This is a genomic window from Legionella longbeachae, assembly GCF_004283175.1.
Taxonomy (GTDB): domain Bacteria; phylum Pseudomonadota; class Gammaproteobacteria; order Legionellales; family Legionellaceae; genus Legionella; species Legionella longbeachae.
The window spans coordinates 15042-29182 of the sequence record NZ_RXNW01000012.1 but is presented as its reverse complement, the minus strand read 5'-3'; the positions used below and the strand labels follow the sequence as shown (position 1 = coordinate 29182).

Here is a 14141-nt window from a genome sequence, read left to right as displayed (position 1 = left end):
TTACTCATCATGCTCCTGCGCTATCGCTATACCAAAATGCATGTATGCCCTTCGGGTAGCTATTCTACCTCTTGGCGTGCGCATAAGGAATCCTTGTTGTATTAAAAATGGCTCTAATACATCTTCGATTGTGCCCTTTTCCTCGCCAATTGCAGCTGCGATGCTATCAATTCCTACTGGGCCACCACTAAATTGCTCGATTACGGCCATAAGCAATTTTCTATCCATGAGATCAAAACCGTATTTATCCACATCTAACATTTCTAAAGCTTTTTGGGCAACCTCAATATTGATAATGCCGCCACCCTTTACCTCCGCATAATCTCGAACGCGGCGAAGCAAACGATTGGCAATACGTGGAGTACCTCTCGAACGTAAGGCAATTTCTCGTGCTCCTTCAGGTTGTGTTTTTACATTCAGTAGTTGTGCAGAACGGGCAACAATTTTCGTCAAAGAATCTACAGAATAATATTCAAGACGTTGAACTATACCAAATCGATCCCTAAGTGGGGAAGTCAATAAACCAGCTCGCGTTGTTGCTCCAATCAATGTAAATGGAGGCAGTTCAAGCTTAATAGAGCGAGCGGCTGGCCCCTCTCCTATCATAATATCCAATTTATAATCTTCCATCGCTGGATAGAGCACTTCTTCAATAACTGGACTAAGTCTATGAATTTCATCAATAAATAGAATATCATTTTCTTGCAAATTGGTGAGTATTGCAGCAATATCTCCAGCTCTTTCAATTACAGGCCCAGAGGTTTGGCGTAAGTTAACTCCCATTTCATGTGCAATGATATTAGCCAAGGTTGTTTTTCCAAGACCTGGAGGACCAAAAATCAACACATGATCCAAAGCATCACTCCGCTTTTTAGCAGCATCAATAAAAATTTGCATCTGTGAGCTTACATTTTCTTGTCCAATATATTCTCTAAGACTTAAAGGTCTTATAGCCCGATCAATGACTTCATCTGAAACATTACTTTGGGTGCTTATTATGCGATCACTTTCCAGCATAGGATTTATATTTTAGGGATTTTGATGAATGAAGGCATTTTATCATATGTTTTTTGAATCGCAGCTGGTTTTATAAAATTAAAAGAGGGCTCTTTAATAACTCATCAAAATTTATTTATGGTAACTGAATATCATGTCGTTGAGTAGCGATTACATTTTGGCATAACGCATAACCAAAATGAATGTTCGTATAATCTTCTGTTAAGTTCATTTTTGTAAAATGTTTAGTTAAATACAAAATAAAAATAGTTTAACTACTCGCGTTCAGATACATAGATTTCTTCAATTATAGTTATTAGAGGTCCAATGATTAAGTTACTTGTTTTATTATCTACCATAGCAGCAACTTTTCCAACTGCCGCATCCCCTATTACCAACATTGAGCAAGAGACAATTACACAGCCTGTGCAACAACTAGAAATACAAAAACTTAGCGCATCAGCACCAACATTGAATAAAGGAGTGATTGAGCTTGCTTTAAGGGCTTATACCAAAGCTTATGAGGAAGGGGACGTAAAAAGACGGGTCTTAACTATTATCGATTATTCTGTCCCATCCGATGAACCCCGCATGTGGATCTTTGATATGAATACAGAGTCTTTAGTCTTTGAGACCTATGTTGCTCATGGCCGTAATTCGGGATCAGGAAAAGTTCCTGATACCTTTTCAAATGACATGTCAAGCAAAAAATCGAGTCTTGGAACCTATATTACTGAAGATACATACATAGGACGTAAAGGACTTTCCTTAAATCTCGAAGGATTGGAAAAAGGACTAAACTCTAATGCATACAATAGACGAGTAGTGGTTCATGGAGCTTGGTATGTAGAACCTGATTTTATAAAAAAAGAAGGACGTGCCGGATGTTCCTGGGGCTGTCCAGCTATTGCAGAAAGTTTAGCCAAACCAGTGATTAATGCCATTAAAAATGGTTCCGTAGTATTTGCCTACTACCCCGATAGTTATTTTCTTAGTCACTCCAACTATATATCTACACAGGATATAGCCATGAATTAAGAACGATTAGACTTACCTAATCAATTTAAAAATAAGAGCATTTTGTAACATATAAAATTTTTAGCCACTGCAAACACTACTATCAAGTATGATATACATGGCCTCGATCTATATCCTTGTAGCTCATAGAACCAGGCTTTCCAGGTTTATTTGATATCCACTTTGGGTTCAAAATGACTGAGAGAGAACTTTGGGAGGTTTAACGTTCCTTCAATATTTTTCATTTTTAACAGAATAAGGTTCGTCACTGTCAAAAGTCTCAGAACGATTTTTCATTTCCTTATCCGAATAGTTGCCTTTGAGAATTTTGAACGGGTAATCATAAACTAATCTTCATTGGACCTAAAAGGCATGGAAATACCTGTTAGGTCCAATGCGATGGTCTCTAAAGTATTTTATGGTTTACTTAATGACACGCATTGTTCAACTCCTTCAACTTCAGAAATCAAAGGAGCTTTGGCTGGCTGGAAGAAAGACTGTTGTGATGTCTGCTGTTCCGATGCCTTTTGAGCTGGTCCATGAATTTTTCGAAGATTATACTTATCAATCAGTATAGAAACTTCTTCTTTAAAACGATTTAATCGTTCATAGGCTGTATCAGGCGTAAATCGTAATATTTTAATTTTATTTGGATCTACGGAATTTGAAGCCAAGACTCTAGCTTGTAGTTTCTGCTCACTTGCGCTAAGAAGTTCATCATACGTTGTTGGAGATCGAAGATTGCGTGCGTGTTCTTGTGAAAAACAAATAATTTTTTTAAAGTTTTCTTTATCGTGAATAACAACTAGCTCTAATATTGATGATGGTAATTTGCGTTTAAATTTTTCATATAATCCTTTAATCTCAGCAACGAAACCTGATGTTATTTTTGATCCGTACTCACTGTGAATGCTTTTTTCTATAATCGGAAAAAAACCAAGCTGTGTCCACATTGATTGCCCTCCTCCCAGAAAAAAAGCCCATGACTCCCCATGAGAACAATCAAAAATATTTGTAGATACCGACAGCCAGTTATCAGATTTTTCACCAGAATTAATTAGAACATTAATATCCCGAATATTGCCTTTTGCACTTCGTAAAATTTTAGAATGTTTCTCTGGAGAGGGCTGTTGAGATTCATAGAGTTTTTTCATGATAATTTGAAATAAAATGGCTTCTATTTTTTGGGCAGAAAAAAAGGAAGCAATACCTTCTTTTTTTAAATCAAGATGCGATAAATAGGCTTTATAAATTGCTGTTCCATGAACGTTTAGTAATTTATCAATACCACAAGGAATATAACCATCTTTAGAGCGTAATTTCAGTTCTTCAATAAAATGACTATAGCCTTGTTCTTCATACTGTTTAATTTTTACAATTGGATCTCTCATTATCACTCCTTAAATTGAATTATTGCATTGACGCAATGTGCTTTAAAATTGAAAACGAGATAAATTTAATCAATATGATTACATAAAATCCAATTAATAAAACTCATATATGATATGAAATATACAAATAGTATTTCCAATTTACAATTTAAAATACTTGCTACAGGTAGAACGAGACAACAAGAGATTCAGGGCTCTGACAAAAAGGTCGTTTCATGGACATTAAGAGCTCAATCCTGTCTACAATGATATTCTCCTTAAATCGGTAAGTCCGTGAGGTCAACTCTCCAGTGCAGACTTAGCAGGAAAATAAAAGAATGGAGGATGAATGCATTCAAAAAAACGTCAATTGTTTTTTTCCAGTAAAATAATATCTGTGCCTCGTATATGCGCAATTTTTTTTATTGTTACTGATGTTTCCCGTAGTATTTGTTGTATATCAGAAAATAAATCCAAACCATGATGGTTTAATGGGCGTAATAAAAAGTAAGCTTTGCCTTTGTTTGCAAGCGAATTTTCTAGTGCTCGAATATAATTATGAAAAGAACTATCTAAATAAAATCTACAACGATTTTTAAATTGGGAAGGTGAAAGCATTCCATGGCCTGCTTGAAAATAAGGAGGATTACTGATAGTCATATCAAATTTCCCTTCCCATTTTTTTTCATGTAATGCATCATAATTCAAAAGATGCCAACGAAATTGCAATTCTGGACGACTGATATTAGCCTGGTTTTGATAAAAATATTCAGTATAAATATCCTGGATCTCGATAAAATCAATCTGACGGATTGCTGGAAGATGCCATGATAGTTCCATCCCAATAACCCCACAACCTGCACAGAGATCTAACACCCGTAATGAACCAAGATCTGTGTGGGATTGCAATTGTGTTGCGACAAATCTCGCGAGGTAAATTGAATCAAGGCTAAAATGATATTCGTCAGGTTGTTTGTAATTATAAGTAAATGTGCTATTAAGTTCGTTTTGTATTGCATCAATCATTTTGAAATGTACAAATAAAATATTATAATAAACATATTATTGGGATGCGACAAGTTACGATATAAAAAGATATTAAGCAAAATATGAAACTTCGTGTTGAGTAATGACATTTCTCGGCATAATACATCCAGTCTCAAAATTATAGATTCCGCCGATTAAATAAAACCTCAGATTGAATTATTTTTATTCAGAAAGAATTTTGGAAGTATTGAGCAACCAATAAACAACTAAGTTTTATTTTTTTAGGCTACCTCAATAAGAGCCCATTGATTGTATTAATAATTTTCTTGCTCTAAATATTCGCGATCGTACGGTACCAATAGGACAATCCATTTTTTTTGCAATATCCTCATAAGATCGCCCATCAATAATATGCATCCCGTAACAAATACGTAACTCATCAGACAAAGTGGAAATAGCTAATTCCAATCGCTCACCAAACTCAATATTAATTAATAAATATTCAGGTGATAATTGAGTCGAAGGAGCATAATTGTCAGCATATTCTGCTTCCAAATCCATACGTAAATTAGCTGCTCGATAATGATTTTTAATCGTATTTTGTGTAATTCGATACAACCAAGTAGAAAATTGGCTTTTCTCGTTAAAATCCTGGAGATAGCGATAGACCTTAATGAGTACTTCTTGCACTAAATCACTTACATTTGCCCTATCTTGGATATGCAAGTTAATTATTTGCTGAATCTTGTTATTATAACGTGATAACAACAAGTTATACGCTTTCATATCCCCTTGTTGTGCCAAATTAACCAAGTCTTCATCGCTACACGAAGTTTGCTTCTTCATTACGTCCTCTAATATTTCTCTTAGGCAGATGGCTTATAACTGGCTATTATGTATAATTATATACCAATATATCAATCTTGTGTTTTAAAATATAAGAAACGTAATTGCGTTGCTGTAAGTTGATCATGAAATAAAATAATACATTTTTTTCGTTGACTATGTGTCAATTGAATCAATGAAAAAAGGACGTTATTGATAAGAATAGTTGCCTGAAGGTAGTTTTCCCTTTTACCATCACGAAAGTCTAAAACCCATTGATTATTAATTAATTGAATCTTTTTAATTTCCACACTCGGTTTTCGATTGATCCAATCCAATCTCAATAAAAAAGCAATGTATCCAATCAAGACGAATTTAAGAAATAAATATATTGATGAATATAAAATTAATATAACAGTGAATAAATAGATTATTAAAACCAATCGCAAATAAGTTTTTGATTCTTTTGGCTCAATTACTAGATCGAATAATAGCGACAATTTCTTTTAACTCTTTCTCTTGTGGCTCATCATGCCCCATTAACCAGGCAAATAACTCAGGATCGGTGCAACTTAATAGATTGTTAAACGCCTCCAACTCATCCCTGGATATAAAATCCAGATGTTTCTCAAGAAACCGTTGTAAAATAAGATCCAATTCTAACATACCACGGCGACAATGCCATGCAAGCCTTGCTTTTTCTTGATTATCCAACATTGCAAATCTCTTCGTGATTTAAGTAACTTATAAATGATACACTAGTGTATTTATAAACGAAATGCGTTATACGATGATGAGTACAACTTTTGAAGATTCAATTAATGATAGGATACTAACTACATTTAAACCTATAGACGAAGAACTAAAACTTCAACTTAAAAAAAACTATTTGTTTGATTTATCCTATCTCGCTGTTTTGGACGTTGATGGTGCTAAGGCATTGGATTTTCTTCAAGGGCAATTAACCTGCGATATCCACTCTATTTCTGACATTAAAATGCTCCAAGGTGCTCAATGTAACCTAAAAGGACGAATCTTATCTTTAATGGATATCGTCTCTTGGCATGGAGTTAAGTTAGTACTCCCCAACGATTTAATTGAGCCCACTATAAATTCATTAAATAAAACTGCGCTGCTTTCTCGTATCTCTCTTAAAACAAATGATCAGTTAAGTATTTTTGGATTTTACTTGCAAAATGATCAAGATATTATTCCTAATATAAAATTTTTCCCTGATCCTCATTGTGCTCAAACCTACAACGATTACTCTTGCTTTTATCATTTGGGGAATGGGTTTTATATTTTATTAATTCAATCTGATTTTGCTCATGATATAAAACAGTATTTTACGGATAAGTCACAAATACTTGGCTCATTAACCTGGCATACTCTGCGATTAGCGCAAAAACAAATTGAGATTTATCCTTCTTCTCGAGGTTTATTCCTTCCGCATCGACTTGATTTGCACCAAACCCACTATATTAGTTTCAATAAGGGTTGTTATAAAGGACAAGAAATAATTGCACGTATGCACTATAAAGGGACATTAAAGCATCAATTAAAAATATATGAAATTAAAACAGAACAAAAAATATACTCTGGGCAAAAATTTTTTAATAGTTCTCATTCATCAGAACTTGGTGAATTAATCGACTTTTCTATATTGAATCATGGACACTATTTGGTAGCACTAAGTATATTGACAGGAACAGAACACTCGGTGCTCTTTGAAGGACATGAGAAGTTAATAGAGTTAACAGAGTTCTCTACTAACTTTATTACAAGCTAAGAAAAAACAGATTTTCGAGTCCCTACTGTTTCAATGGTGAAGAAGTATGACTACAATTAAGCACAAAGACTATCCTTTTGCTTTTTGTAAAGCATGCTTCCAGCCTAGATAATCCTCTTCTACTTGATTTAAGGGTCTTTGCGGTTGAAACTCTTGCTCTAAGCCCCATGTGGTGTGTAGCTCATCTAATGAATCAAAAACACCATATCCCAATGCTGCTAAAATTGCTGCACCTCTAGCAGTTGTTTCAATATCTTTGGGTTTTTGAATTCGTAGTTGACATTGATCTGCTAAGAACTGTAAAAACCATTGATTAACAGCCATCCCCCCATCTACCCGTAGCAGTGACAAGTCCATTTGGCTGTCCTCTTTCATACAAAAACATACCTCTCGAGCCTGATAACATACTCCTTCAAGTGCTGCTCGAGCAAAATGAGCTCTATTACTATAAAGACTCAAACCAAAAATAGATGCTCCGGGCACTGATAACCAATGCGGAGCACCTAAACCCGTAAATGCTGAAATAAAATACACACCATCATTTCTCTCTAATGATCGAGCTAATACCTCCGTTTCATCCTCATGAGTAATTAATTTCATTGAATCGCGTAACCATTTTACTGTAGTACCAGCATGATAAATACTTCCCTCTAATCCATAAACCATCTGTCCATGAATTTTATAAGCCACAGTTGTTAACAACTTATGATGTGAAAACACTGGCTTAGTACCCGTGTTAAGTAATAAAAAGGCACCTGTACCAAAGGTTGCTTTTACCATCCCAGTTTTAAAGCACCCTTGACCAATTAAAGCGGCTTGTTGATCTCCTGCTACACCAGTAATAGGTAGCTCAAAGCCAAGCCACTGTTTACTAATAATACCAAAATGACTATCGCTTGCACAAACTTTAGGTAAAACAGAATCAGGAATTGCGAAATATTTTAGTAATCCAGGATCCCATTGCTCTGTTTTGATATTAAATAACATTGTTCGCGATGCATTTGTGACATCAGTTAAATGCATATGTTCTATCGTGAGTCGCCAAATCAGGAAACTATCTATAGTTCCAAAGGCTAATTCCCCTTTTTTTGCTAGCTCATTAGCTCTAGGATTATTCTCTAACAACCATTTCAATTTACTGGCTGAAAAATAAGCATCAGGCAGCAACCCAGTTTTATCTTGAATCATTTTTTCATCAGCAATTAAATTTTTACAATAGTCTGCAGTTCTACGATCCTGCCAAACAATAGCTGGAGCAAGACATTCACCTGTTTTTCTATCCCATATAACAGTAGTTTCTCGTTGGTTAGTTATACCGCAAGATACAATTTGTTCTACAGGCACTCGAGACACTACATCCTTCATTGCAGTTAAAGTTTTAGCCCATATTTCCTCTGGGTCATGTTCAACCCAACCAGCCTTGGGATAATATTGAGTAAGAGGATACTGACTCGTTGCAATTAATTCTCCCTGAGTAGTATATATCATTGCGCGCGTGCTGCTTGTTCCCTGATCTATAGCAAGTAAATATCCCATTATTTGCATTGTTCCTTGTCCTAACTATTATGTGTATAGTGTTAGTGTATATCTTTTTTAGGGAGACCAAAATATGAGTGTAGTTTTTGATGTTGCAATTATCGGAGGCGGCATCAATGGATCTGGTTGTGCTGCTGATGCGGCACTAAGAGGATTGTCTGTGGTGCTTTTTGAACAAGATGACTTGGCCTCCAAAACATCCTCAAGCAGCACGAAACTTATTCATGGTGGATTAAGATATTTAGAACATTATGAATTTAACCTGGTTAAAAAAGCACTCATTGAACGACAGAGATTATTAGATTTGGCACCCCATCTTGTACATCCACAAGCGCTGGTTTTGCCTTATGAACAGCATATGCGCCCTGCTTGGCTTCTCCGTCTAGGACTATTTTTTTATGATCATTTAAGTCGCAAAAATCGTTTACCTAAATGCAAAACGATTCACAGAGAAAATAAAGAAGGTTATTTTGCTCCCTTAGTTAATGAATTCAATAAAGGATTTTTATTTTATGACGCCATAACGGATGATGCTCGATTAACAATCGTCAATGCAATTCAAGCAAAAAATCACGGTGCTAGCATACGTACACATTCAACAGTAATTCATACTGAGGTTGTTAACAATTTATGGCAATTAACCATTCAACCAAAAATTGGCTCAACTTATGTAGTCTATGCACGAACCATAGTAAATGCTGCTGGTCCCTGGGTCAAGTCTGTAGGAGAACTCACCCAAACGCCTAATCAACAAGAAATCAGTTTAGTTAAAGGAAGCCACATTATAGTGCCACAAATCTATGAAGGTCATCATGCATATTTTTTACAACATCAGGATAAAAGGGTCATTTTCGTTATCCCTTATCATGGATTTAGCATGATTGGCACAACTGATATTCCACTTCAGGGCAATCCAGATCATGTCACTATAAGTCATGAGGAAATTCTTTACTTAATTAACTTGGTCAATTTGTATTTCAAAAGCAGATTATCCGAAAAAGATATCATTGACACTTGGAGTGGGGTAAGGGCATTATTGGCTGATGAAAATAAAGATGCAAAATCTCTGAGCCGCAATTATTCCTACGAGGTTTCATTTAAGCCAGCACCTATTATTACAATTTATGGTGGTAAAATTACCACTTATCGACAGTTAGCAGAAGAAATCATTAACCAGCTTATCCCAATATTTCCTAACATGCGTCAATCTAAGACAGCAACTACTCCTTTGCCAGGAGCTTCTTTTGAACAAATGAATTTTGATCAGTATGTCGTGTATGCTAAAGAAAAATACAAATGGATGGATCAAAATTTACTTAATCACTACCTCTACACTTATGGCAGCTGTATGGAAAAATTTCTTGCCTCCTGTTCCAATATGGAGTGTTTAGGTAAAAAATATTGTACTTATCTTTATCAAGTAGAGGTCGATTATTTAATTGAAGAAGAATGGGCTCAAAATTGTGATGATATATTAAAACGACGAACCAAGCTGGAGTTAATCATCGATACAAAGGGTAGAGAACATCTTGCAAACTATTTATCAAAAATTACTCTTTATCATCCTCCTGCTGAAGCTCCTCTTGTATGGCACTAACATCAACCACTAAAGCCTGTTGGGCTAACTCCTTTAATGTAGATGCAGGAATACTTCCTGCATTGGAATAAACAATGATCCCTTTTTTAAAAACCATAAGATGAGGAATAGAGCGTATTTCAAAAAAATCACATAATTGCTGCTCAGCTTCAATATTTACTTTTGCAAATTTGATATTAGGAAATTGCTCCGCTACTTGTTCGTATGCATTGGAAAATTGTTTGCATGGAGCACACCAATCGGCCCAAAAATCAATAAATACGATTTCATTATCATTGATTAAAGATTCAAAATCCGCACTGGTTATACTTAAAGAAGTCATATTTCTTCCTTAGCTTCAATAGAGTTTATAATCTTTTGAAATACTTCATCAACATCTCCAGTACCGCAAATACTATGGAATTCAGGAGCACCATGGCCGTCATTTTCTGCCCAGGCTTTGTAATAATTGATTAAAGGAGCAGTTTGGTTGTGATACACTTCTAATCGCTTTCTCACTGTCTCTTCTTTATCATCTTCACGTTGTATTAAAAGATCACCAGTAACATCATCAATACCTTCCTGTTTAGGAGGATGGTTTTGGATATGATAAACACGACCTGATGGTTGATGAATACGCCGACCGCTAATTCTTTTAATAATTTCCTCATCATCTACCGCAATTTCGATGACGTGATCTAAGTAAATTCCCGCTTGTTTTAAAGCATCTGCTTGTATAATAGTTCTAGGAAAACCATCGAATAAAAAACCATTAGCACAATCACTTTTCTTTAAACGCTCTTTAACTAAAGAGATGATAATATCATCGGATACTAAACCACCAGTTTCCATAATCTTTTTCGCACTTAAGCCTAATTGAGTCCCTTGTGCGATAGCTGCACGTAGCATATCACCCGTTGAAATTTGTGGAATTTTATAACGTTCAATCAAACGCAAAGCCTGAGTTCCCTTTCCTGCACCAGGACCACCTAAAAGCATTAATCGCATTAAAACTCCTTAATGATATCTATACCCGTTTCATTTTTAAGTAGTATTATACTATTAGTTTAAAATTTTATAAATTAAATGTAGCCTGCATGCACCATTAATACCACCACATTCCATTTTTTAACATCGTGAATATTCACTTTACTATCCTAATTAAGTTAAATATCTTCTTATTGTTCAATTTGTTCCTAAATACAATCTGCTCTGAGTTTAGAACCATGAGCGGGATTCAAAAGATCTCTTGCATGAGTTAAGTTGCATAGCATAAAGCTGAGATCGCGCTTGAACTTTCCTTGCGACAGGAATCAACCAAGATTTTCTTAAATAGGTTTTACGTTGATAACCACCAATCCCTTCATGATACGCTAAATAAAGTGAATATGCGTCTGTTCTTTGAATTCCAGCCCTTATATGTGCTTGATTTGCATACCATCCAATAAAATCAACACCATCACCAAAATCATCACGTGAAGCAAAAAATCCCCCATTAGTGCGTTTATAATGCTTCCATGTATCATGTAATGCTTGTGTATAGCCATAAGCTGAAGAAGGTCTTTTCCAAGGAATTATAAATAAAAGTTTCGTCCTTGGTGGTCGTGCCCGGGCATTAAATTTTGACTCTTGATGAATAATGGCCATTTGGACCGGAACTGGAACCTTCCAACGTCGCTCAACATCCTTGGCATCAGTATACCACTTAGGATATTGCCTAAATATATTACAAAGATTATTGACATCTGCTGGGGGAGGACTAACACAGGATGTTAGCAATACAGCAACAAATAGAAAGGCTATTCTTAACTTCTTAAAAAATAATAATAAAGAGCTCATGAGTAACCAAACACAAAAAAACTTATTCTAACAAATTTGATTATTACAATCTACGCCTTCTGTGTTTATCTAGTATGACAAGGATCTATTTCCCTGCTTTATCACATGATAATATATCAATTAATTTAATATAAAAAAAAGTGCATCTAATGACCATTTTTGTATTTGATATAGAAACCATTCCTGATATTGAATCCGGACGAAATTTGTATGATTTACATGGACTAAGCGATGAGGATACAGCTCAAGCTATGTTTGCTTTACGACGAGCAAAAGTGGGTCATGATTTCTTACCCCATTATTTACAAAAAATTTGTGCTATTTCCCTGGTTATGAGTCATGGATCCCAAATTAAAGTGTGGTCTTTGGGTGATGAGCTCTCGAAAGAAAAAGAAATAATTACTCGTTTTTTTGCTGGAATAGATAAACATACTCCAACATTAGTCAGCTGGAATGGGAGTGGATTTGACTTACCTGTTTTACATTATCGAGCCCTATTACACGGCATTCCGGCTCCTACCTATTGGGAAACTGGTGAAAATCAGCAGCACTTTCGCTGGAACAATTATTTAAGTCGATTTCATTATCGTCATCTCGACCTCATGGATGTAATTGCCGGATACCAAAATAAAGCATTTGCTCCATTAGATGAGATTTCCACTATGCTGGGTTTCCCCGGAAAGATGGGAATGAGCGGATCAAAAGTTTGGGACCAGTATTTATCAGGTCAGATAAAAAGCATCCGTGATTATTGTGAAACCGACGTATTGAATACCTATTGCGTTTTTTTACGATTTGAATTGATGCGAGGGGGGATCAACCATGAAGAATACCAGCACTCAATAACTGTACTTAAAGCCTATCTAGCCTCCGAGAAAGAAAAAAAACACTTACAAGAATTTTTAAATCAAATGTTCGAAGAAAAAAATTTATAAACAGTCCTCCCTAATATTTAAAAAAGCCTTTGTCCCGAAAATGAAGGCATTAATCGCTCTTGATCAATTACAGCTAATGCATCCCTGTACTCATTGCTGTGCAAATGCAAGAGCGTTTTTTGATAGCGCTCTAAACCTAATTGAGCATAAGCCTCCGGATCGACGGATTTTGCTTCATTGGCTAATTGAGTCCATGACCATAGGGTTATCCACCATTCAATTACAGGCTTATAAGCGGTATACCAGGCAAATACCGAATCAGTAAGCTTTTCTTTACCAAAATACGCAGTTAAATACGTTAACTCTTGCTCTTTATCTAGCTTTGCCTCTATCGCAAAATAAGCGAGATCCCAAAGGAAATCATTATTACTTGAGTATTCCCAATCAATTTGATAGAACAAGTTCTTTTTATCATTTTCTTGAGTCATCATATAATTTAGAGGTGTTGAATCATTGTGGCACGGGCATGTTTCAATCTTGTAAGCAGAAAATAATCCATGCAAAGCCGCCATTTTCTCTTCTATGAACTCAATTTCACCAGGAAAATTAAACTTTTTTATCTTTAATGCCTCGAGCAATCCCATGTTACGCTCAAAAACAGCAGTATCATTTGCAAAACGCTCCGAAGAATGCAACTGTTTTGTCATGATTGCTAGAGTTTGTAGAATATCGGCACGCTCCAATGCCTTTTTGTCTAAAACCTTAACTTTTTCAATAAATTTTGTTAACTGCAATCCATTCGAGTCGAAATACTCTATAGGAACATTAAGTCCTAAAACTGAGGCTTGACGCGCATTTTTGGCTTCGTGCTCACGTGATACTGAAAATGATGACACTTCACCGGGTATACGCAATACCCAACGATTTGCTTTATGTCGCTCAATAAGTGATTGATCCACTCCAGAAATTCTTGAAAGCAATTTAGCAATATCAGGGCCAATTTGCACTCTGTATGTGGTGTTTGTCATACCACCGGCCATTAATTTTAATCTTAAAACATCCAGACCGAGCGTAGAAAGCATAGGAATTTTGTGGATCGTTGGCAACAAAGCCATGTATTTTCGAGTTAAATCAACTAACTCCTTCCATTTATGATTCACTAACGAGGCGTTGAACTGCGAGGACGGATCAAGTAGACTTAGAATATAGAGCATTAAATGCTCACTTATTTTGGGTTTGCCACCATTTTCGCCAAAAAAATGCCATTTCATAAGATTGTTTCCCAAAAAAGATATCGGAGGATTATATAAAATTTAAACATAAAATTACAA

Annotated in this window: 15 protein-coding genes; 4 read left to right on the top strand and 11 right to left on the bottom strand. The window is 35.5% G+C overall.

Annotated features, from left to right (window positions below; genetic code table 11):
- On the bottom strand, positions 1–1017 hold the full coding sequence (gene ruvB, locus EKG34_RS12700) for a Holliday junction branch migration DNA helicase RuvB (RefSeq protein ID WP_003631718.1): 1017 nt from the start codon (positions 1015–1017) through the stop codon (positions 1–3).
- Positions 1018–1323: 306 nt separating this feature from the next.
- Here ruvB and EKG34_RS12695 point away from each other — a divergent pair, with 306 nt between their 5' ends.
- Positions 1324–2034, top strand: coding sequence for a murein L,D-transpeptidase catalytic domain family protein (locus tag EKG34_RS12695; protein ID WP_003631719.1), 711 nt, complete (start codon positions 1324–1326; stop codon positions 2032–2034).
- A 395-nt stretch (positions 2035–2429) separates the two neighbouring features.
- Here the strand turns inward: EKG34_RS12695 and EKG34_RS12690 are convergent, their stop codons facing one another.
- The 5 genes from EKG34_RS12690 to EKG34_RS12670 form a co-directional block, all read right to left on the bottom strand.
- On the bottom strand, positions 2430–3404 hold the full coding sequence (locus EKG34_RS12690; protein WP_003631720.1) for a hypothetical protein: 975 nt from the start codon (positions 3402–3404) through the stop codon (positions 2430–2432).
- 345 nt (positions 3405–3749) lie between these two features.
- The gene (locus EKG34_RS12685) at positions 3750–4409 is read right to left on the bottom strand and encodes a methyltransferase (RefSeq protein ID WP_012979076.1); all 660 of its coding nucleotides are present in this window, start codon (positions 4407–4409) and stop codon (positions 3750–3752) included.
- 252 nt (positions 4410–4661) lie between these two features.
- Positions 4662–5216, bottom strand: coding sequence for a sigma-70 family RNA polymerase sigma factor (locus EKG34_RS12680; protein ID WP_003631723.1), 555 nt, complete (start codon positions 5214–5216; stop codon positions 4662–4664).
- 71 nt (positions 5217–5287) lie between these two features.
- Complete coding sequence (locus EKG34_RS18635; protein WP_223800016.1) at positions 5288–5506, bottom strand: hypothetical protein; 219 nt, start codon at positions 5504–5506, stop codon at positions 5288–5290.
- A gap of 160 nt (positions 5507–5666) precedes the next feature.
- Positions 5667–5909, bottom strand: a complete 243-nt coding sequence (locus EKG34_RS12670; protein WP_172622923.1) for an FAD assembly factor SdhE — start codon at positions 5907–5909, stop codon at positions 5667–5669.
- Positions 5910–5988: 79 nt separating this feature from the next.
- Here EKG34_RS12670 and ygfZ point away from each other — a divergent pair, with 79 nt between their 5' ends.
- The gene (gene ygfZ / locus EKG34_RS12665) at positions 5989–6984 is read left to right on the top strand and encodes a CAF17-like 4Fe-4S cluster assembly/insertion protein YgfZ (RefSeq protein WP_035904704.1); all 996 of its coding nucleotides are present in this window, start codon (positions 5989–5991) and stop codon (positions 6982–6984) included.
- Positions 6985–7053: 69 nt separating this feature from the next.
- Here the strand turns inward: ygfZ and glpK are convergent, their stop codons facing one another.
- Entirely contained in the window at positions 7054–8520 is a 1467-nt protein-coding gene (gene glpK, locus EKG34_RS12660; protein ID WP_003631727.1) for a glycerol kinase GlpK, read from the bottom strand.
- Between the two features lie 73 nt (positions 8521–8593).
- On the opposite strand from glpK, the gene glpD reads away from it, so the two are divergent.
- The gene (gene glpD / locus EKG34_RS12655; protein ID WP_003631728.1) at positions 8594–10117 is read left to right on the top strand and encodes a glycerol-3-phosphate dehydrogenase; all 1524 of its coding nucleotides are present in this window, start codon (positions 8594–8596) and stop codon (positions 10115–10117) included.
- Here the strand turns inward: glpD and EKG34_RS12650 are convergent.
- From EKG34_RS12650 to EKG34_RS12640, 3 genes are all read right to left on the bottom strand, one after another.
- Positions 10071–10439, bottom strand: coding sequence for a thioredoxin family protein (locus tag EKG34_RS12650; RefSeq protein WP_003631729.1), 369 nt, complete (start codon positions 10437–10439; stop codon positions 10071–10073). The genes glpD and EKG34_RS12650 overlap by 47 nt on opposite strands.
- Positions 10436–11104, bottom strand: coding sequence for an adenylate kinase (gene adk / locus EKG34_RS12645; protein ID WP_003631731.1), 669 nt, complete (start codon positions 11102–11104; stop codon positions 10436–10438). The genes EKG34_RS12650 and adk overlap by 4 nt, the downstream gene beginning before the upstream one ends.
- Before the next feature lie 210 nt (positions 11105–11314).
- Complete coding sequence (locus EKG34_RS12640; RefSeq protein WP_003631732.1) at positions 11315–11935, bottom strand: transglycosylase SLT domain-containing protein; 621 nt, start codon at positions 11933–11935, stop codon at positions 11315–11317.
- 149 nt (positions 11936–12084) lie between these two features.
- On the opposite strand from EKG34_RS12640, the gene EKG34_RS12635 reads away from it, so the two are divergent.
- Positions 12085–12870, top strand: coding sequence for a 3'-5' exonuclease (locus EKG34_RS12635; protein WP_003631733.1), 786 nt, complete (start codon positions 12085–12087; stop codon positions 12868–12870).
- Positions 12871–12887: 17 nt separating this feature from the next.
- Here EKG34_RS12635 and EKG34_RS12630 read toward each other — a convergent pair whose 3' ends face one another.
- Positions 12888–14081, bottom strand: a complete 1194-nt coding sequence (locus EKG34_RS12630; RefSeq protein ID WP_003631734.1) for a phosphotransferase — start codon at positions 14079–14081, stop codon at positions 12888–12890.
- Between the last annotated feature and the right edge of the window lie 60 nt (positions 14082–14141).